The sequence below is a fragment of the Paraburkholderia sp. JPY419 genome (assembly GCF_050435705.1).
Classification (GTDB): Bacteria; Pseudomonadota; Gammaproteobacteria; order Burkholderiales; family Burkholderiaceae; genus Paraburkholderia; species Paraburkholderia youngii.
This window is the reverse complement of sequence record NZ_JBNDKV010000002.1, coordinates 3104708-3123076: the sequence shown is the minus strand read 5'-3', so window position 1 is coordinate 3123076 and position 18369 is coordinate 3104708. Positions and strand designations below refer to the sequence as shown.

At 63.7% G+C, this 18369-nt stretch carries 15 protein-coding genes and 1 pseudogene; 8 read left to right on the top strand and 8 right to left on the bottom strand.

Going from position 1 to position 18369, the window contains the following annotated elements:
- Window positions 1-15 precede the first annotated feature (15 nt).
- On the bottom strand, window positions 16-954 hold the full coding sequence (locus QFZ91_RS20565) for a LysR family transcriptional regulator (protein WP_176124015.1): 939 nt from the start codon (window positions 952-954) through the stop codon (window positions 16-18).
- Window positions 955-1165: 211 nt separating this feature from the next.
- Here QFZ91_RS20565 and QFZ91_RS20560 point away from each other — a divergent pair, with 211 nt between their 5' ends.
- Genes QFZ91_RS20560 through QFZ91_RS20545 form a run of 4 tightly spaced genes read left to right on the top strand, consistent with a single transcriptional unit; the run spans window position 1166 to window position 6119 of the window.
- On the top strand, window positions 1166-2791 hold the full coding sequence (locus QFZ91_RS20560) for an efflux transporter outer membrane subunit (protein WP_429568247.1): 1626 nt from the start codon (window positions 1166-1168) through the stop codon (window positions 2789-2791).
- Between the two features lie 8 nt (window positions 2792-2799).
- Window positions 2800-5016 carry an FUSC family protein gene (locus QFZ91_RS20555; RefSeq protein ID WP_429568246.1) on the top strand — a complete coding sequence of 739 codons (2217 nt, stop codon included), beginning with the start codon at window positions 2800-2802 and terminating at the stop codon, window positions 5014-5016.
- Entirely contained in the window at window positions 5006-5206 is a 201-nt protein-coding gene (locus QFZ91_RS20550; RefSeq protein WP_013089944.1) for a DUF1656 domain-containing protein, read from the top strand. The genes QFZ91_RS20555 and QFZ91_RS20550 overlap by 11 nt, the downstream gene beginning before the upstream one ends.
- A gap of 13 nt (window positions 5207-5219) precedes the next feature.
- On the top strand, window positions 5220-6119 hold the full coding sequence (locus QFZ91_RS20545) for an efflux RND transporter periplasmic adaptor subunit (RefSeq protein ID WP_429568245.1): 900 nt from the start codon (window positions 5220-5222) through the stop codon (window positions 6117-6119).
- Between the two features lie 114 nt (window positions 6120-6233).
- On the opposite strand, the gene QFZ91_RS20540 is transcribed toward QFZ91_RS20545, so the two are convergent.
- The 3 genes from QFZ91_RS20540 to QFZ91_RS20530 are packed head-to-tail and all read right to left on the bottom strand — an operon-like array spanning window position 6234 to window position 9223.
- Window positions 6234-7055 (bottom strand): ankyrin repeat domain-containing protein, encoded by an 822-nt coding sequence (locus tag QFZ91_RS20540; protein WP_176380416.1) that lies wholly within the window; start codon window positions 7053-7055, stop codon window positions 6234-6236.
- Window positions 7056-7073: 18 nt separating this feature from the next.
- A complete protein-coding gene (locus QFZ91_RS20535) occupies window positions 7074-7892 on the bottom strand; it encodes an ankyrin repeat domain-containing protein (RefSeq protein ID WP_176124010.1) in 819 nt (272 codons plus the stop codon).
- Between the two features lie 14 nt (window positions 7893-7906).
- On the bottom strand, window positions 7907-9223 hold the full coding sequence (locus QFZ91_RS20530; RefSeq protein WP_429568244.1) for a hypothetical protein: 1317 nt from the start codon (window positions 9221-9223) through the stop codon (window positions 7907-7909).
- A 111-nt stretch (window positions 9224-9334) separates the two neighbouring features.
- On the opposite strand from QFZ91_RS20530, the pseudogene QFZ91_RS20525 reads away from it, so the two are divergent.
- Window positions 9335-9650: pseudogene (locus tag QFZ91_RS20525) on the top strand (hypothetical protein); the annotation flags it as partial.
- Here the strand turns inward: QFZ91_RS20525 and QFZ91_RS20520 are convergent.
- On the bottom strand, window positions 9605-11206 hold the full coding sequence (locus QFZ91_RS20520; RefSeq protein WP_176124008.1) for a methyl-accepting chemotaxis protein: 1602 nt from the start codon (window positions 11204-11206) through the stop codon (window positions 9605-9607). The pseudogene QFZ91_RS20525 and the gene QFZ91_RS20520 sit on opposite strands and share 46 nt — an antisense overlap.
- Before the next feature lie 479 nt (window positions 11207-11685).
- Between QFZ91_RS20520 and QFZ91_RS20515 the strand changes: the two genes are divergently transcribed.
- The 3 genes from QFZ91_RS20515 (at window position 11686) to QFZ91_RS20505 (ending at window position 15841) form a co-directional block, all read left to right on the top strand.
- Window positions 11686-12951, top strand: coding sequence for an MFS transporter (locus QFZ91_RS20515; RefSeq protein ID WP_429568668.1), 1266 nt, complete (start codon window positions 11686-11688; stop codon window positions 12949-12951).
- 923 nt (window positions 12952-13874) lie between these two features.
- Window positions 13875-14636, top strand: a complete 762-nt coding sequence (locus tag QFZ91_RS20510) for a hypothetical protein (RefSeq protein ID WP_429568243.1) — start codon at window positions 13875-13877, stop codon at window positions 14634-14636.
- Window positions 14637-15181: 545 nt separating this feature from the next.
- Complete coding sequence (locus tag QFZ91_RS20505) at window positions 15182-15841, top strand: hypothetical protein (RefSeq protein WP_429568242.1); 660 nt, start codon at window positions 15182-15184, stop codon at window positions 15839-15841.
- A 456-nt stretch (window positions 15842-16297) separates the two neighbouring features.
- Here the strand turns inward: QFZ91_RS20505 and QFZ91_RS20500 are convergent, their stop codons facing one another.
- Genes QFZ91_RS20500 through QFZ91_RS20490 form a run of 3 tightly spaced genes read right to left on the bottom strand, consistent with a single transcriptional unit; the run spans window position 16298 to window position 18343 of the window.
- Window positions 16298-16903: an HK97 family phage prohead protease gene (locus QFZ91_RS20500; protein ID WP_429568241.1), complete on the bottom strand. Its 606-nt coding sequence runs from the start codon at window positions 16901-16903 to the stop codon at window positions 16298-16300.
- A gap of 13 nt (window positions 16904-16916) precedes the next feature.
- Window positions 16917-17237, bottom strand: coding sequence for a hypothetical protein (locus tag QFZ91_RS20495; RefSeq protein WP_429568240.1), 321 nt, complete (start codon window positions 17235-17237; stop codon window positions 16917-16919).
- Between the two features lie 2 nt (window positions 17238-17239).
- Window positions 17240-18343 carry a hypothetical protein gene (locus QFZ91_RS20490; RefSeq protein WP_429568239.1) on the bottom strand — a complete coding sequence of 368 codons (1104 nt, stop codon included), beginning with the start codon at window positions 18341-18343 and terminating at the stop codon, window positions 17240-17242.
- Window positions 18344-18369: the final 26 nt, after the last annotated feature.

Here is an 18369-nt window from a genome sequence, read left to right as displayed (position 1 = left end):
TGACGAGCAGACCGTTCAGGTTCGCGCGAACTGCCGCAATTCTTCCTGATCCGCCGCCAGAGTCGAGGGCAACTCGTCGCGCAGGAATTCGACCCATGTGCGGATCTTCGCATCGAGATACTGCCGCGACGGATACAGCGCATACAGATTCATCTGCTGCGATGTGTACTCCGGCAGCAGCCACACCAGTTCACCGCTGCGCAAACCACTAATCGCCGAGTAGATCGGAATCAGCGCGATGCCCATGCCCTGGGCGACAGCCACGACCATCGCCTCGGCCACGTTCACCTGGAACGTCGCCGAGCCGAGCGACACGACTTCCTCGCCGTTCGGGCCGTCGAAGGTCCATTTGTCGGGCGGGTACACCGGCGTCACCATCTGCAGGCAGGTGTGCTGCACGAGGTCCGCGGGCGTTTGCGGTACGCCGCGCCGCTCGAGATAGGCAGGCGACGCGCACGCAATGCTGAACGCGCTGCCAATGCGCTGCGACACGAGCCCCGAGTCCGGCAGGACGGTGGCGAGCGTCAGCGACACGTCGAAGCCTTCGTCGAGCAGATCCGGCATGCGCTGCGCGAGCGTCAGTTCGACATGCACGTCCGGGTAGCGCTGCTGGTAACGGCTCACGGCCGGCACCACGTAGTGCTGGCCGAAGCTCGTCATCGCATGAACCTTGAGCTTGCCGGACGGGCGCGCGTGCGCGTCGCTCGCCTCGGCCTCCGCCTGATCCACGTACGCGAGGATCTGCTCACAGCGCTGCAGATAGCGCTCGCCCGCCTCGGTCAGCGCGATGCGGCGCGTGGTCCGGTTCAACAACCGCGTGCGCAGATGCGCTTCCAGATCGGAAACCGCGCGCGACGCGTAGGCCGTCGTCGTATTCAGATGTTGCGCGGCGCCCGTGAAGCTGCCCGCTTCGACGACGCGGACGAATACGCGCATGTTTTGAAGCGTGTCCATACCTATCCTCTGTCGACCGGAGTTTGCGCTCTAGCCCTTGCTCCGATCCCATGCAACACAGTTGCGAAAAATCGGCAGCGATTGTTACACGATCAGCAATGGCCATTATCTCATGTCTCGTAAGAATGCCTTGCATCTTTACCGGTTATTCCGCAATTGATCGAAAAATATAATTGCGCACAAGGTTCTATAGTCAAATTTGGAGGAAATCGTGCAGTCTCCGGTACACAAAGGGATCGCCGCAGCCTCGGTTCTTACGATCCTATTAACAATCGCCGGATGCGCAAGTACCGGGGGCGTGGCGCCGCAAACGCGCACGATCAATCCTTCATCGCTCGACGCCGGCAACGCGATTCGCGCCGCCAACGCCGATGCGCAGTGGCCCGCCGCCGACTGGTGGCGCGCCTATGACGATCCGCAGCTGAACCGGTGGATCGCGGACGCACAGGCCGGCAATCCGAGTCTCGCGGTCGCCCAGGCGCGCGTGCGCGAGGCGGCGTCGATGGCCGGCGTCGCGCGCGCCGCGCTCGCGCCGCAAGTCAACGGCAGCCTGTCGATCCAGCGCGAACAATGGCCCGACAACGTGTTCTACGGGCCTGGGCCGCTCGCCGGCGAGCAGTCGTGGAACAACACCGGCACCCTCGCCCTCGCCTATCACCTCGACTTCTGGGGCAAGGACAAGAACGCCGCCGAGCGCGCGCTCGACCTCGCACACGCGAGCGCCGCCGACGCGCGCGCCGCGCAGCTCGAACTGCAAGCGAACGTCGTGCGCACCTATATCGAAATGTCGCTGAACTACGCGCTGCTCGATATCGCGAAGGCCACGCTGCAACAACAGCAGCAAATCGTCGACCTCGCGAACCGGCGCCTGAAGGGCGGCATCGGCACGCAGCTCGAAGTGAGCCAGGCCGAAACGCCGATGCCCGAGTACGAGCGCCAGATCGACGCGATCGAGGAAAAGATCGCGCTCGGCCGCAATCAGTTGGCCGCGCTTGCGGGCAAGGGTCCAGGCGCCGGCGACGCGATCCAGCGCCCGACGTTGTCGCTCGCCGCGCCCGCCGGTTTGCCGGCCGCGCTGCCCGCGGATCTGATCGGCCACCGCCCCGACGTGGTCGCGGCGCGCTGGGCGGTCGCCGCACAGGCGCGCGGCATCGACGTCGCCAAGGCCGGGTTCTATCCGGACATCAACCTGCTCGCGTCGATCGGCGGCTATGCGGCGATGGGGCCGCTGTTCCAGTTCCTGAAGAGTCCGTCGCATAGCTGGAGCGTGGGCCCCGCGCTGACGCTGCCGATCTTCGACGGCGGCCGGCTGCGCTCGCAGCTCGGCGCCGCGTCGGCGGGCTACGACGAAGCGGTCGAGCGCTACAACCAGTCGATCGTCACCGCGCTGAAGGACATTTCCGACCAGGTGATCCGCATCCGTTCGCTGACCACCCAGGCCGACGACGCCGACCGCTCGGTCGCTGCCGCGCGCAGGAACTACGATCTGTCGCGCGAGGGTTTCCGGCGCGGCTTGACCGACTATCTGAACGTGCTGGTCGCGCAAAACCAGTTGCTGCGTGCGCAGGAAGGCGTCGCCAAGGTGCAGGCCGAGCGTCTTGGCGCGCATGCGTCGCTGATGACGGCGCTCGGCGGCGGTCTCGACGATCCGGCCAACGGTCCGCGGGATAACGAAACGTTGCCGGCGCATGGCAAGGGCAACAACGAAGGCAGAAGCGGCTCGGCGGATAGCGGCGCGGCGAAGGCAAAGGCCGATCCGCATGCCAAGGCCAGCACAAATGCAGTCACCACCGCCACCACCGTCTCGCGCGCCCCGAGCGCGCCCGCGTCCGAGTAACAAAGGCCATGTCCTCCTCGCCCTCCCCGTCGGCCGCGTGCCCCGCGTCGTTCGCCGCGCTCTACCAAGCCGCCGCCCACTGGGCGCGCACCGACGGCCTCGTGTGGATGTATCTGTTCAAATCGCTCGCCGCGTGTTTCCTCGCGCTCGGCATCGCGATGAAACTCGATCTGCCGCAGCCGCGCACCGCGATGACCACCGTGTTCATTGTGATGCAGCCGCAAAGCGGCGCGGTGTTCGCGAAGAGCTTCTACCGGATCTGCGGCACGCTGGTCGGTCTGGTCGTGATGCTCGCGCTGATCGGCCTGTTCGCGCAGCAGCCGGAGCTGTTCCTGATTACGACCGCGATCTGGGTCGGCATTTGCACCGCCGGCGCCGCGCGCAATCGCAACTTCCGTTCGTACGGCTTCGTGCTGGCCGGCTACACGGCCGCGCTGATCGGCATCCCCGCGTGGCAGCATCCGGACGGCGCGTTTCTCAGCGCGCTCACGCGGGTCGCCGAAGTCGTGATCGGCATCATCTGCGCGGGCGCGGTAAGCGGCCTCGTGTTTCCGCAATTCGCCGGCCAGCAGATGCGCAGCACTGTGCGCGCGCGCTTCTCGGCCTTCGTCGAATACGTGTCGGCGTCGCTGGCCGGCCGCAACGACCGCGCGCAGATCGAGGCGACCAATGCGCGCTTCGTCGCCGACATCGTCGGCTTCGAGGCCGCGCGCAGCGTCGCCGTGTTCGAAGGCCCCGATTCGCGGATGCGCGGCGGGCGCCTCGCGCGTTTGAACAGCGAGTTCATGACCGCGTCGACGCGCTTTCACGCGCTGCATCAGTTGATGAACCGTCTGCGCGAGAACGGCACCCACGGCGCGTCGATTGCGATCGACGCGCTCGAGCCGTACTTCAAGGAGATCGCGCCGTTGCTCGCGAAGTCGGGCGAGCCGGTGCTGAGCGCGGTCGACGCCGCGCACGCCGCTGCGCAGCTCGACACCTACAGGAGCGAATTGCCGAAACGCGTGCGCGCGACGCGCGACGAGCTCGAAACGCATCCCGACGCGCCGTTGCTCGATTTCGACACGGGCGCCGAACTGCTGTACCGCTTCATCGACGACCTGCACGCGTACGTGGCGACCTACGCGTCCCTCGCGGTCGACACGCACGCGCGCGAACGCTGGATCGAGCGCTACGAACCGAAAACCAACGCGATCGCGGCCGGCGTCGCGGGCCTGCGCGCAGCCATCGTGATGCTGGTGCTCGGCGCGTTCTGGATCGCGACCGCGTGGCCGAGCGGCTCGACGCTGACGCTGGACGCGGCGGCCGTGTGCGCCCTCGCGTCGTCGTCGCCGGACCCGAAGCGCACCGCGTTCCAGATGGCCGGCGGCACGGTGCTCGCGACGCTGATGGGCATGACCGCGGTGTTCGGCGTGTATCCGCACATCGACGGCTTCGTGATGCTGTGTGTCGCGCTCACGCCGTTCCTGCTGCTCGGCGTGTTCATGACCACGCGTGCGAAGCTCGCGGGCTACGGCGTCGGCTATTGCATCTTCTTCTGCTTCCTCGCCGGCCCCGACAACGTGATTCACTACGACCCGAGCTCGTTCATGAACGACGCGCTCGCGCTGGTGCTGTCGATGCTGGTGGCGTCGATCGCTTTCGCGGTGCTGCTGCCGCCGTCCACGCCGTGGCTGCGCAACCGCCTGCTCGTCGACCTGCGCCGCCAGGTGGTGCTGGCTGGCCGCGCGAGTCTTGCGCGCGTGCGCTCGCGCTTCGAGAGCGGCGCGCGCGATCTGATGTTCCAGATCAACTCGCTGTCGCAGAACGAGCCTGAGACGAAGCGCGACACGCTGCGCTGGCTGTTTTCGGTGTTGGAGGTCGGCAACGCGGTGATCGACCTGCGCCGCGAAATCGCGACGCTGCCCAACGAGCCGCGCTACCACAAGGCGGCACCGTGGCGCGTCGCACTGCGTGCGCTGCGCGATGCGCTCGCGGCGCTGTTCGAGCGGCCGCGGGAACAGCACTTCGCGCGCGCGCTCGCGACGACCGCCGACGCGATCGCGCAAGTACAGCAGTTGATGGCCGGCTTCACGCCATCGCGCGAAGAACGCCATCAACTGCTGCGCATCCTCAGTCAACTGCATTTCATCCGTACCGCGCTGCTCGATCCGCAGTCGCCGCTCGCCTCGGCGATCGGCGCGCGCGCGGACACCTCAGAAGAAGGAGCTCCTCATGCCGCGTGATATCGCCGTGCTCGATGCCTATGTGCCGGCCATTCTGCTGCTGTTCATCGCGGGCGCCGCGCTGACCTGGCTACTCGATCGCGTGATCGCCTATACGGGCCTCTATCGCGTGGTGTGGCATCCCTCCCTGTTCCGGGCGAGCTTGCTCGTGTCCGTGTGCGGCCTTCTCGGCCTCGCCGTTTATCGTTGATCAGAGTCGAAACATGACCATCCGAAATCTTGTGGGCTTCATCGCGACAGCCGTCATTTTCATCGTCGCGATCCTGATTGGCCGCGTGCTGTGGGTCCATTACATGGACGAACCGTGGACGCGCGACGGCCGCGTACGCGCCGAGATCGTCAACGTTGCGCCGGACGTGTCGGGCGCGATCGTCGATCTGCCGGTCAAGGACAACCAGTTCGTGAAGAAGGGCGACCTGCTGATGCAGATCGATCCGTCGCACTACCAGATCGCGGTCGAGCAGGCGCAGGCCGCGGTGGCCGCGCGCAAGGTCGAATTGCAGATGAAGCGCGACGATGCGCAACGGCGTGCGGACATGGACTCACAGGTGGTGTCGAAGGAAAGCCGCGAAAACGCGACGCATACCGCGTCCGCCGCCGGTGCCGCCTATCAGCAGGCGCTCGCCGCGCTCGACGCCGCGAAGCTGAACCTCGAGCGCACGCGCGTCGTGTCGCCGGTCGATGGCTACGTGACCAACCTCTCGGTGTTCCGCGGCGACTATGCGACCGCCGGCGCCGCGAAGCTCGCGATCGTCGATAGTCATTCGTTCTGGGTGTATGGCTATTTCGAGGAAACCAAGCTGCCGCACGTGCGCATCGGCGATCAGGCCGAAGTTCGGCTGATGAGCGGCGGCACGCTGCAAGGCCACGTGGAAAGCATCTCGCGCGGCATCTACGACCGCGACAATCCGCAAAGCCACGAGTTGCTGGCGGACGTGAATCCGACCTTCAACTGGGTGCGCCTCGCGCAGCGCGTGCCGGTGCGTGTGAAGATCGACTCGGTGCCGGCCGATGTGATGCTGGCGGCGGGCACGACCTGCACGGTGGTCGTGCGGCCGGGGACGGGGTCCAACTCCCACTTCGCGTCGGCCAACGCGAGTTGACGAGCGCATCGTTTTTTGTAGGCGGAACTGCCTCATCGTCGCCTTCAGCCCTATCCGCCTTGTCGTGTGCGAGGCGGTTAAGAACTTCTAACCTCTCGCCAGCGTGAAGCTGCGTCAAGGCAGCGGAAGCTTGCTGTCATCGAGCCGGCGCGGAGGATTGGCTCCCCAACGTGCTTTTATCTGTTCCGGAGTCTCGGGAGGCCATTTCACGCCCATCCTGATGATGCGATCCCGGATTTCGACCAGTTTCCTGTAGGCCGGTGAATCGGGCGCGGGCGCGTTTCTGTTGATGTCATGAGAAAGCGCGAATGGGAACGATACGCCGTTGATGTTGTAAGTGGACGGGTTCGCGCCGTGATCGAGAAGGTAGTCGATCTGGTCGAGTGCGTTGTTCATTAATGCTTCAAATAGCACTGAATTACGCAACGAATCGCGCCGGTTCACATCTGCGCCACGCTCCACCAGCAGCTTGAGTGAGGCGGATGTCGACTCCTTTGCAACATCAAAAATTATCGGGGTGCCTTCTGAAATCAAATTTGGATCAACACCGCCGTCCAGCATGGCACGCAGGAATTCCGGGTGAGAGCTGTTGAGCATGACTCCGAGCGGGTCACCAAAATCCGGCACTTCCTGCAAGGGATCGGCTCCGGCCTTCACCACCTCCGACGCAACCGCGAGCCGATGCGGGTCGCGCTGCAACGCCTCCTGAAACGCAAAAAACAGCATCGTCATGTTCTTGCGTCCGGGCGTGTTCAGGTCCGTCTTTGGTGCCAGCCGCCTGACCTGCTCCATGTCGCCGCGTTCGATGGCCTGCGCCAGTTCGAGTTGCGCGCCGCCAAAGAAATCAGTGGCGGGAGATTTTTTCATTGCATGAACCACAGAAGATAGCGCCAGTAACAGCACTGGCACGATCAGGATTCGGCTGAGTGTTTTCATCGCTTTCAGCCTCGTTATTCAAGGCAGCGGAAGCTTGCTGTCATCGAGCCGGCGCGGTGCGTTTGCCCCCCAGCGCGCCCGTATCTGAGCCGGAGTCTCCGGGGGCCATTTCACGCCCATCCTGATGATGCGATCCCGGATTTCAACCAGTTTGACACCTGATTTAGAGGTGGTGCCTACATGTTCCATTTGCGATTCCAATTGTCTTGGGAACGAGATTCCATTGATGTTGTAAGTGTTGGGGTTGGCTCCGTGATCGAGAAGGTAATTGACTGCCTCGGTGTCATAGCCAGTTAGCGCTTCATAGAGAGATGTGTTGCGCAATGAATCACGCCGGTTCACATCTGCGCCACGCTCCACCAGCAGCTCGAGCGAGCCCAATTTGCGATCGCTTGCAACAAAGAAAACGATGGGTCTGCGGCCCTCGATCATGGTGTTGGGATCAACCCCACTGTCCAGCATCGCGCGCAGAAATTCCGGATGCGCGCTGTTGAGCACGACCCCGAGCGGATCGCCAAAATCCGGCACTTCCTGCAAGGGATCGGCGCCGGCCTTCACCACCTCCGACATAACCGCAAGCCGATGCGGGTCGCGCTGCAACGCCTCCTGAAACGCAAAAAACAGCATCGTCATGTTCTTGCGCCCAGGCGTGCTCAGATCCGTCTTCGGTGCCAGTCGCCGGACCTGCTCCATGTCACCCCGCTCGATGGCCTGCGCCAGTTCGAGTTGCGGGCCGCTAAAAAAATCAGTGGCGGGAAATTTTTTCATTGCATGAACCGCATAAGATAGCGCCAGTAACAGCGCCGGCACGATAAAGATTCGGCTGAGTGTTTTCATCGCTTTCAGCCTCGCTATGACAGTGTTTCAAGTACGGTGATGTCCTCCGCCTTCTGCTGCTCGATGCCGTCAATTGCCTGTGTGATGAAGTGGCGCGACAGGGGCGAGCCGCTGCCATGCAGGGGATAGGGAGTACCGGCTGCACCTGGCAGGGGCGTCCACGTCTGTGCCACGGTCAGAATGTCGCCATTCACATGGTAGGCATTGATGTTCGATGGCGTGACCTGGCCGCCGTAGTGTTCGACCGTCTTCGGGTGCAGACCGGCGGCGTTGAAGCTCCAGCATTCCTTGCCGCTGGCGACGGATGCAGCCGAACACAGGCCACCGCCCAGCGAGTGACCTGTGATGTCGATAGGTTCTGTTGAGAAGGCTAAATTCTTACCTATACTGACGGCTCTGTTGTAATAGGGCGATTCCATATCCACGCTCTGGCTGAGGTCGTTCGACCAGTCGGCCAGACTCGTCATTTCGGTTCCCTTAAACGCGAGGGCGGGCTTCATATCGTTACCGAAGACCGCCGCATCCGGTTCGTATAGCTGCGCCCTGAAGTCCGAGCCCTTGATCTTCAGGTCTTTTGGCTTCAAGCCATACCGATCCAGAAACCCCCTATCCCCGCTGCGGTTCGCCCACCCTTCGGGCACCGGACTGGACGGCTCGTAGACATGATCGGAGAGTCTGGCCTTCTCCACCGCGACATTGTTGCGTGCGAGCCGTTCAGCCGCCGCCCGCACGCGCCCGGACATGGCCGCATTGCCCGTCGCAATCAGCGCCTTGCGCGTCCGCCACCGCTGCGCCTTGGTCAGTGCCTGTGGTATCTCGATGTGTGGCGGTGTCGCCCTGGCTTCGCGCGCAGCGGCTAACTGGGCTTGCCAGGCGGCCGGGGCATACTCGACGGATAGAATGGGTTCGCCGTCCGGATGACTGCCGGTCCTCGCTACGGGATTCCTTAACGGCGTGCTGCTGTAGGGCGACGGAAACAGGCTATTACGCGGACCTCGAATGGCAAGCAGTTTGCCCCGGCGAACCTCTTCGAGAAGAGCAACGATGACCCACCAGCCATCGGTGTCAGGGTTACGGTGCCGCGCGCTATGGAAAAACAGCCAGCCACTCTTCTGGATGCGCCTGACCAGCTTCCGGTCCTCCTCCCACTCCCTGTGATTCAGTGCGGCAATCTCGAGAAACTCCCGGGTCTCCGCCCTGGCCTTCTGACGGTCTGCGGCCTTGCCGAGGCACGCTTTATAGTGCCACTCGTCACAGATGACATAACAGGCACCCGGTGGCCGCTGGCAGAACAGCTCCACGGAGTGCATCTCAAATACGGACAGGGACATAGGTGTGTCGTTGGTCTATCTGAAGTCGCTGCCGGGGTTGGCAGCAGTCAGATAATTACCGTGCGACAGGCAGTCCGTACATGGGCGACCGCCCAAAATCGGCTTTCGATGAACCTCGCGGTGTTCCGCTGCGACTATGCGACCGCCGGCGCCGCGAAGCTCGCGATCGTCGATAGTCACTCGTTCTGGGTGTATGGCTATTTCGAGGAAGCCAGGCTGCCGCACGTGCGCGTCAGCGATCCGGCCGAAGCGCCTCGCGCACCGCGTGCCTGTGCGCGTGAAGATCGACTCGATGCCGGCCGATGTGATGCCGGCGGCGAGCACGACCTGCACGGTAGTCGTTGGGCCAGAAACGGCCTCCAGCTCCCACCGCGCCGCTTTTTACAGCCGGAACTGCCCCACCATCGCCTTCAGCCCGCGTGCCTGATCGTCGAGCGAGCGGGCCGCGGCGGTGGCCTCCTCCACCAGCGCGGCGTTCTGCTGCGTGCCCGCGTCCATCTGCGTGACCGCGAGATTGATCGCCTCGATACCGGCGCTCTGCTCGGACGACGCCGCCGAAATCTCGCCGATGATGTCGGTCACGCGCTTCACGGCCTTGACGACTTCGTCCATCGTCTGACCGGCTTCCGCGGCGAGCGTCGAGCCGTTGCCGACGCGCTCGACCGACGTCTGGATCAAGCCCTTGATCTCCTTCGCGGCCGCAGCACTCCGTTGGGCGAGATTGCGCACTTCCGCCGCGACCACCGAAAAGCCGCGCCCCTCCTCGCCCGCGCGCGCCGCCTCGACGGCCGCGTTCAGCGCGAGGATGTTGGTCTGGAATGCGATTCCCTCGATCACGCCGATGATGTCGCCGATGCTGTGTGCGCTGTCGTTGATGTCGTTCATCGTTGCGACCACGCGGCTCACGACCGCGCCGCCCTGCTCGGCGATCTCCGACGCGTTGTTCGCGAGCGTGCTCGCCTGCTTCGCGTTGTCGGCGTTCTGACGCACCGTCGACGTCAGCTGTTCCATGCTGCTCGCGGTGCGCTCGAGCGCGAGCGCCTGCTGCTCGGTGCGTTGCGACAGGTCCAGGTTGCCCATCGAAATCTGTCCGGACGCGGTCGCGATCGCATCAGCGCTCGACGCGATGTCGGCGACCGTCGTCGCGAGTCCGCTTTGCATGTCGGACAGCGCGAACAGCATGCTCGAACGGTCCTTGCCGCCGAGCGTAATGCGGTTCGACAGATCGCCCGCGGCGATGCGGCGCGCGATTTCCTTCGCGTACGCGGGCTCGCCGCCGAGCTGCGCGGTGAGCCGCCGCACGACCCACGCTGCGATGCCGAACGCGAGCACGATCAGTGCAAGCGTCATCACCGCGATCATCACGAACGACGACTGGTAGATGAAGCCGGACGCGTCGATCGTCGCCTTCGCGGCGGTGCCGCGCTGGGTGACGAGTTCGTCGACGAGCTTTTCGAGCTTGCCGGTTTCGACGAGCAGCGACACGTCCTGCGTGCCGACCTGCCAGTTCATCTGCGACAGATCGAGCGGCTGCGCTTTCACGAGCGTGACGAAGTCGCGCAGATGGGTGCTCCAGGTTCCGATCGCCGCGGCGAACGCCTTCTGCGCGGCGACCGCCTTCGCGTCGGACGGATCGACATACTGCTGCAGCGTGCGCAGTTGCTCGTTCAGACCGGCGAGGCCACGCTCGATGTCGGCGCCGAGTTCGTCGCGCTCCTTCGCGGTGGTCGCAGTCAGCAGCATTTTTTGCGCGCGGCTCGCGCGCAGCATGTGGCCGCGAGCTTCCTCGGCGGCGCGGCTCGCGACGTGGCCCTGGTCGTAGATCGATTGCGCGGACGCGTTCAGCCGGCCGATCTGCAGCAGCGAAAACACGCCGATCAGCAGCGTGCCTGCGAGCAGGATCGCGAACGCGATCCGCAGGGTCGCCTTGACCGACAGGCCGTTGAACTTCGTTGCCGCCGCGCTGTGTGCCACTGCTTCCATACTCCCCAACCCCCACGTGTCGACGCGCCGGAAAGGTCGGTTCCGGCGTCCCCGCTTGTCTTTCCGGGTCTACGGCAGCCTGCCGCGCGATCTTGAATGTCGCGCGATTCGGACGACGGCGGGTCGTGCGCCGCCGGCCGTTCCCGGTCCCATGTTCGATGCGCCGCTTCGTGAGCCGCGCATTCGCGAGCGCTTTATACCGCAGACAAAAACCCGCCAAAAATGCCTCGACAGCGCGGAGCAGACTATTCGTCTTTCCTCGCCGAAAGCAAAGTCGTCCGGCCCCGTGTCCGATTCGCGACAAAACTTGTCCTTACAATTCGCTCCGGCCACATTAAACTTCGGCTAAATAGTCAAAACGCCGGTTGCCGCGACCAAATGACGCAGCGTTGGCGGAACGCGCCTACGAAGCGCGCTGCCGCACCGGTTCCAGCGCCGATTTTTTCTCTCCCATTTGCCTGATCTTCTTCTACTCGCGTATGGAAACGAGCCTCGATAAAAGCGCCCTCGCCGGCGCATCCGCAACGGTGGCGAGCGCCTCCCCGGTCACCGCCGCGCCGGCGGCCGCCAAGGTGCAGCGCACCGTGTATTCCGTGCTTGGTGCAATCAGCTTTTCGCACCTGCTCAACGACATGATCCAGTCGCTGATCCTCGCCATCTACCCGATGTTCAAGGACAACTTCTCGTTGTCGTTCGGGCAGATCGGTCTGATCACGCTGACCTACCAGATCACCGCGTCGCTGCTGCAGCCGCTCGTCGGCAGCTATACCGACAAGCACCCGAAGCCGTACTCGCTGCCGGTCGGCATGGGTTTCACGCTTGCTGGTCTGCTGCTGATGTCGGTTGCGCCGAACTTCAGCGTGCTGCTGGTCGCCGCGGCGCTGGTCGGCTGCGGATCGTCGGTGTTTCATCCGGAGTCGTCGCGGGTCGCGCGGATGGCCTCGGGCGGCCGTCACGGTCTCGCGCAGTCGCTGTTCCAGGTCGGCGGCAATGCGGGTTCGTCGCTCGGCCCGCTGCTGGCCGCGCTGATCGTGATTCCGCATGGCCAGCGCAGCATTGCGTGGTTCTCGGCGGCGGCGCTCGTCGCAATCTTCGTGCTTACGCAGATCGGCCGCTGGTACAAGCAGCATCCGTCGGTCAAGAAGGCGCGCGGCCACGCGGCGCATGCGGCGCTGCCGCGTAACAAGATCATCCTCGCGATGAGCGTGCTGGTGCTGCTGGTGTTCTCCAAGTACTTCTACCTCGCGAGCATCAACAGCTATTTCACGTTCTATCTGATCGACAAGTTCCATCTGTCGGTGCAGGCCGCGCAGATTCATCTGTTCGTGTTCCTCGCGGCGGTCGCGGCGGGGACGGTGATCGGCGGGCCGATTGGCGACAGGATCGGGCGTAAGTATGTGATCTGGGTGTCGATACTTGGCGTCGCACCTTTCACGCTGCTGCTGCCGTATGCGAATCTGTTCTGGACCGGGGTGCTGACTGTTGTGATCGGGGTGGTGCTTGCTTCGGCGTTCTCGGCGATTCTTGTTTATGCGCAGGAGTTGATTCCTGGGAAGGTGGGGATGGTTGCCGGGTTGTTTTTTGGTTTTGCGTTTGGGTTGGGCGGCGTTGGCGCCGCGGTGCTTGGGCAGCTGGCTGACGCTACCAGTATTGGGTTTGTTTATAAGGTTTGTTCGTTTTTGCCTTTGATTGGGGTCCTCACTGTTTTGTTGCCGGATGTTGAAGAGAAGCGGGTGAAGGGATGATATCGCTGTGGGATGGGCCTTTCGTTCTTCACAGGGTGTTGGCCTTTCCTTGCTGACTTATTGGTCTATTAGCGTTGCCCCTGTGCGGGGCGGCACCTACTTTCTTTGCTGCTGCAAAGAAAGTAGGCAAAGAAGACAGCTCAAACCGCTAACTCTTAAGCGGGCCCCCCTCGGTCCGCGTGAGGTAGTGGTGCATCTGGAATCCGTGCTCCCGCACATTCCACCCTGGTGACAAGGCAGTCATTCTTCCGGCGGCGCTGCGCGCGCCGAATCCCCGCTCCAAAACCACTGGTTGTTCCGGCGCATCGCCGAGGCGCAGCCGACGGCCCCCGCTGCGCGGGCAAGCCCGCCGGTTTCCCCGGCTGACCCGTCCGCGACGCACGCAGTGCGGAGTGGGATGGATGACGGCTTTGTCACTGCCGTCGAATGTGCGGGGGCACGGATTCCAGATGCACCACTACCCCTGCCAAGCCAGGGGACCCGCTTATGAGCTGGCGGTTTGAGCTGTCTTCTTTGCCTACTTTCTTTGCAGCAGCAAAGAAAGTAGGTGCCGCCCCGCACAGGGGCTACGCCGAGTCTCACGCGCAAATCGCCAGAACCCTTGTCCATCAAGGCCTCGACGGCGATTATAGCCGGTTCGCGACGGGCTAAATTGCGCCGCGAGGACTACGTGGGGACTAGCGCCGCGCGTTTTCCGCGCGACAATCAGACCGGCCGCTGTCCCTTGCTGGACGGGCGTCTCATGGATTTGCGGCCTTCTGACGGCTTCGCGCCGCTACCTATGCGTCGATATCGACCGGACCACGCGGGACGCGCTACGCGTCTGTATGCGATCCGCTGCGCGACCGGCGACGGCGGCGGACTCAGAGTCGGCCCGACTTGCCGATATACTCGCCCGAACAACAACAACGGCGGGGTAACCAATGGCTGCACAGCAGGCGGGACGCATCGGCGGGAAGGTCGACCGGCTCAAGAGCATCAGCTCGTGGGCATGGCGATACTGGCTCAGATTTTTCGTCTACTGGGCCGTTCCAATCTTCCTCTCGCTGATCGCACTGTACTTGTCGCACTGGAGCGAAACCTCGATAAGTGTTGCCGGCGCACGACTGCAAGTCGTGGGATTCGGCTACACGCTGTGGGGTGTAGTCAACACCTGGCGCCAGTTCAACCTCCCATCGCTCTCCGAACACACGGCCGAGGCGCGGCGTGAATTCCCGCGCCCCCGGCCGGACATCGTCGGCACGATAGATATGACCGCGACTCTTCAAGCGTCATCGGCGCTTATGGCTGCGCTCGGCACTGTGGAGCCTCGCGACGTGATATCGCGCCTCGATGCACTTGAGAGGGACTATAAGAAACTCAGGGCAGATGTCGCCAACCATTACGGCGAAACCCAGGAGCAATTCCGCAATCATGCCGCGGATCTGAACGTCGAGCGTACTGAGCGAGCAAAGGATGACAATACGCTGCGTTCGGCATTGCGAGAGTTCGCCACCGGCGGACTCAACCTCATCGTGTGCGGCATCATCGTGGGCATTGCTGCGACCGCGTTCAGTACGTTTTCCCACGGCATCGCCGTACTCATGGGTGGGGCAACGGCGGACCCAACCTGTGTCCAGATCGTTGTGCAACCCGCACTACCGCGAACCACACTGGTGGCAGACGCACGTCTTGTCAGAACGTAAGCTGAAAATTGACCAGAACGTGCGTCGTGACGCCGGCCGGCCGCCCCTGCGTCTGCTATCGGCCGGTCGCGCGGACGTCCCTGCGCGTCTGGTTGCGCGCCGCAGCGATACCGGTGACGGCGCAACGATTCCGCCGAAGGCGCGGGACCACCGACCGGGGGGTACTTCGAAAAAAATCCGGGCCCGACGGAAACTCACGTAACTACCTTTTCTTCCATCGGCGCACTTCGATAACAGGGGCCGGAACCGCCGCTTACCCGGCCGACACCCATAGTGCACGTCACGAGTATGCCGACCACAACCGATGCTGATCAGGCAGCAATCGGCCACTATGGGACATTCGATCTACGAAGCAGATTCGTTGACAATTTGACGCGCAGGACGCAACCAAGGAAGCCATCCATAACGAGCGGCACGAATCGGAGCCAGTCTCTATTGCCCGGCGTCTGTCCCTGTTATTCTTGCTCTGGGATGCGAGAAAGCGATAACTCGACTGAGAGTATCCATACGGGGAAAAAATAATGCTCCATCGACGACTGGTTGCAATGGCGAGCGCGGCGGTTTGTTTCGTCGGATACGCTCTTGTGGCACAGGCACAGCCGGACCTCATGCAGTTCGGCGAACATTCAGAAAGTCGCCAAGTCCGTCGATCTGACCGACCGGAGGTCAACCCGTCTCCCCAAAGAATCCTGGTTATCGAAGTACACAAGGATCCACGCATCGAGCTTTGGCTCGACTCGGACTATGGCACGATGCGCGAAGAGTGCAGGACCCAGACCGCTTTTGCACGCCTACTGGGCGCTCCGGACGTCACGCAGGTGGTAACCGATTCGGTTCGGCTGCCTGCGGGCCAGCGCGACTTTACCGTACGCTTCTTTCTTGATCGCTATTTACCCGGTCGATGCAACTGGCAACCAATGGGAATTGGCCACTCCGAGTTTCTGCCGGAAGAGTCTTCCCATCCTGACGTCAATAGTGGCATCGTCCTAGTCCGTCCTAAGTCGACCCCATTGAGCATGCAACCTGAGGTTGTGAGCGAAATGGACCTTGCCTGGGTTTGCCATCGCGAAGAACCTCATACTCACACGAAGGGACTCTTTTGTTCGCTGCAAACACGAACCTCTTCGCACGGACACCCGTACGGCCAGGCCATATCAATCGACGGCGGCCACATGAACATTGAATTCACGTTAGCACCGGATTGAATCGGGTCTTTGACCCTCGTCCCTAGGCCGGGCATCGGTGACAATTGTTTCGGCGAGCGTCGGCTTTCAAGACACGCGAGTGGCTGATTCGGGTCGTTTCACGCCAGTCGGCCGCTCATGACGGCCGTCCGGTTTGTTTGGCGCGCTGTGCGGCCTTGCGCGACCGCTCGTATTCACGGCGGTCCTCGAGCGTTACCCGTGGCGGTGCCGGATTCAGCGGGCGTTCGGGCGGTCGTGGCACCCAGTGCGCCGCGCCTGCCGATATCTCGTTCACGATCCGCTGGATGACTCGCTCGCCCCTGTCCATGACCGCTGCTCCCGCCCGTTGCATGCGCAACGATTGTGAGCGCACCGGCGCGGCCCGCGCAAGAAAAAGCCGTGCAGCGCGAACACGACACGGCCTAAAGCCGACTTGCAGATGCGCGGATATTTGCGACCGCCGCGCCGGTCGTTTCCCTAATCCCTGCCCAGCCGCACGACGCGCGCGGGTGCGCGGCGTACGACTGGACGCGCCGCCCGGTCCGCCTGCAGGGCGCACTCGACCAGCTCTGCCGCCGAATGTCCCCGCACGTGCTCGATCCGCGCATCGGGATTGGCAGGAATGCTAACCAGACTCAATTCCAGCCACTCCCATTTCCTGTATCGCTTGTGACCGTCCGGCAAGTCCTCGACATCGAGCGGCCGGAAACCGACTGACACGTGACGCAGCAGACCGGACTTGACGCTCTGCCACGTATCATCGACCAGACTTTTCAGCGGGCCTGCTTCGGCAAGCTTCGCAACCGTCGCGCGGAACGTGATGCCTGCGACGGATGCCGCGCCCAGTACGACCGCACCTACGATGTCGCGCGCGTTGTGCGCGACCAGCAGCGGTAGCGGTGTCGCGAACACGCAGCCCTCAGGCACGATGCTATCGCCGTACCGGTCGGGCGTTGGCGTCGAGGCGATGCCCTCAATGATGCGCTGCTCGGCTTCCTCGAAGCTGCGGTTTACGACCAGCAGCGATTGCGCAAAACACAGGCCGCCGTCAGGTTGGCGTTCGGTATAGTGATCGACTTTCATGTCCTTCCCCTGATCAGGCGACGAGCCGCAGGGCGGCGGACTGGGCATCGGGCACGGCGCAGTCGGGCAGCGCGGCGAAATACTCGCGACCGCCCCACCACCAGTAGAGGCCGAACGAGGTGACCAGCAGGTCGGTGACGGACGCGCCGAGCGTCTGCGCGTGCAACAGGTTGGCGTAGGGCAACGCAGCGGGTGAGACGGGCACGGCCGGATCGCGCAACCGCGTGAACACATCGTGCTCGATTGCCGAGCCAGCAGCCTGCCTTGCGCGTTCCTCGTGGTAATCGGCCTCGCTGCGATAAACGCAGCCGTCAGTGTCGGCGCAGGAACACATGATCAGTTCTCCCCGGATACCGTACGCTTTGCCTTCGGCGCCAGCGGCCGGATCGTGGCGGGCAGTGCGTTGACGATCATGCCTGCGGCGGCGGGTTCGAGCTTGCGCCAGCCGACATGGAACATGCCCCGCACGGTCGCGAGATTTTCCTGCCAGCAGCTATGCAGTTCGATCTCGTCGCCGGTATCCACGCGCACCACGGGCGCCGTGCTGGTGCCCACGGTCACGCCGTAGTCGGCCAGCTGGATCAGCGGCGGCACGATCCACGCGACGGCGCCGGGCGGCACGGCCGCCGAGACGACGCACGGGAAACCGCTCAGCAGGCCGCCGGTGCGGGCGTTCAGTGTCGCGGCGTCAGCGGCGCCGGATCCGATCAGCGCAGGCACCGACCACGGCGACACCACCAGCACGAGCGCATCGCCATATTCTTCCGGCAGCGTCGAGAAGGCCGCGCCGAGGTCCTCTGCCGCGTTGCCGGTGCCTGATGTGGTGCTGTCGATCAGCGACGGCGGGCGGCTCGCATCGCCAGTCTGTCCGTCAAGCAGCGAAGCATCGAGCCTGCGGATCAGGGCGTTTTCCACGCAGCGGCGGATGACCGCATCGGTGCGGGGTCCGGCGCGCTGGACGAACTCGTCGGAAAAGACCGTGAGCGCGCCAATTTTCGTGACCGGGATGCGGCTGATCACGAACGCGTCGATGCCTTCGAGCGCGGGAATTTCCATGCCTTCCTGAATCCAGAAGCCGGTGGCATCATCGCTCGCCCGCATCAGCGGTTCATTGAATTCGACGCGATAGAACGGCGCGATGGCTTCGATGCGGCCCAGCGCCGAACGCCGGATCACCGCATCGGCGAGGGCGCGCGCATAGTCGTCGGGCGGCTCGATCACGCCGGTCGTGATCACGGATGCCGCGCGGCTGACAATGGCAATCGCCGGATCGTTGGCGCCGGATTGGGCGGCCAGCCAGGCGCGCGCCGATGCCGGATCGTTCTGGCAAACGGCGAGCGCACGGCCGGCACGCACGGCAACGGTCGCGGCGCGGTTCAGTTCGGGGGATACGGTCATGGCGTCAGGTCCGCTCGGGGTTCCAGTCACACGTCCGAGCATCGGCCACTACTGCCGCGCTTTCCAGC

Bases quoted from the DNA above. Each gene is read 5' to 3' on its own strand.
- QFZ91_RS20495 (WP_429568240.1), bottom strand. From the start codon at position 17,237: ATGTGTTCCTGCGCCGACACTGACGGCTGCGTTTATCGCAGCGAGGCC.
- QFZ91_RS20530 (WP_429568244.1), bottom strand. From the start codon at position 9,223: ATGTCCCTGTCCGTATTTGAGATGCACTCCGTGGAGCTGTTCTGCCAG.
- QFZ91_RS20540 (WP_176380416.1), bottom strand. From the start codon at position 7,055: ATGAAAACACTCAGCCGAATCCTGATCGTGCCAGTGCTGTTACTGGCG.
- QFZ91_RS20505 (WP_429568242.1), top strand. From the start codon at position 15,182: ATGGCGAGCGCGGCGGTTTGTTTCGTCGGATACGCTCTTGTGGCACAG.
- QFZ91_RS20490 (WP_429568239.1), bottom strand. From the start codon at position 18,343: ATGCTCGGACGTGTGACTGGAACCCCGAGCGGACCTGACGCCATGACC.
- QFZ91_RS20550 (WP_013089944.1), top strand. From the start codon at position 5,006: ATGCCGCGTGATATCGCCGTGCTCGATGCCTATGTGCCGGCCATTCTG.
- QFZ91_RS20500 (WP_429568241.1), bottom strand. From the start codon at position 16,903: ATGAAAGTCGATCACTATACCGAACGCCAACCTGACGGCGGCCTGTGT.
- QFZ91_RS20545 (WP_429568245.1), top strand. From the start codon at position 5,220: ATGACCATCCGAAATCTTGTGGGCTTCATCGCGACAGCCGTCATTTTC.
- QFZ91_RS20555 (WP_429568246.1), top strand. From the start codon at position 2,800: ATGTCCTCCTCGCCCTCCCCGTCGGCCGCGTGCCCCGCGTCGTTCGCC.
- QFZ91_RS20565 (WP_176124015.1), bottom strand. From the start codon at position 954: ATGGACACGCTTCAAAACATGCGCGTATTCGTCCGCGTCGTCGAAGCG.
- QFZ91_RS20520 (WP_176124008.1), bottom strand. From the start codon at position 11,206: ATGGAAGCAGTGGCACACAGCGCGGCGGCAACGAAGTTCAACGGCCTG.
- QFZ91_RS20535 (WP_176124010.1), bottom strand. From the start codon at position 7,892: ATGAAAACACTCAGCCGAATCTTTATCGTGCCGGCGCTGTTACTGGCG.
- QFZ91_RS20510 (WP_429568243.1), top strand. From the start codon at position 13,875: ATGGCTGCACAGCAGGCGGGACGCATCGGCGGGAAGGTCGACCGGCTC.
- QFZ91_RS20515 (WP_429568668.1), top strand. From the start codon at position 11,686: ATGGAAACGAGCCTCGATAAAAGCGCCCTCGCCGGCGCATCCGCAACG.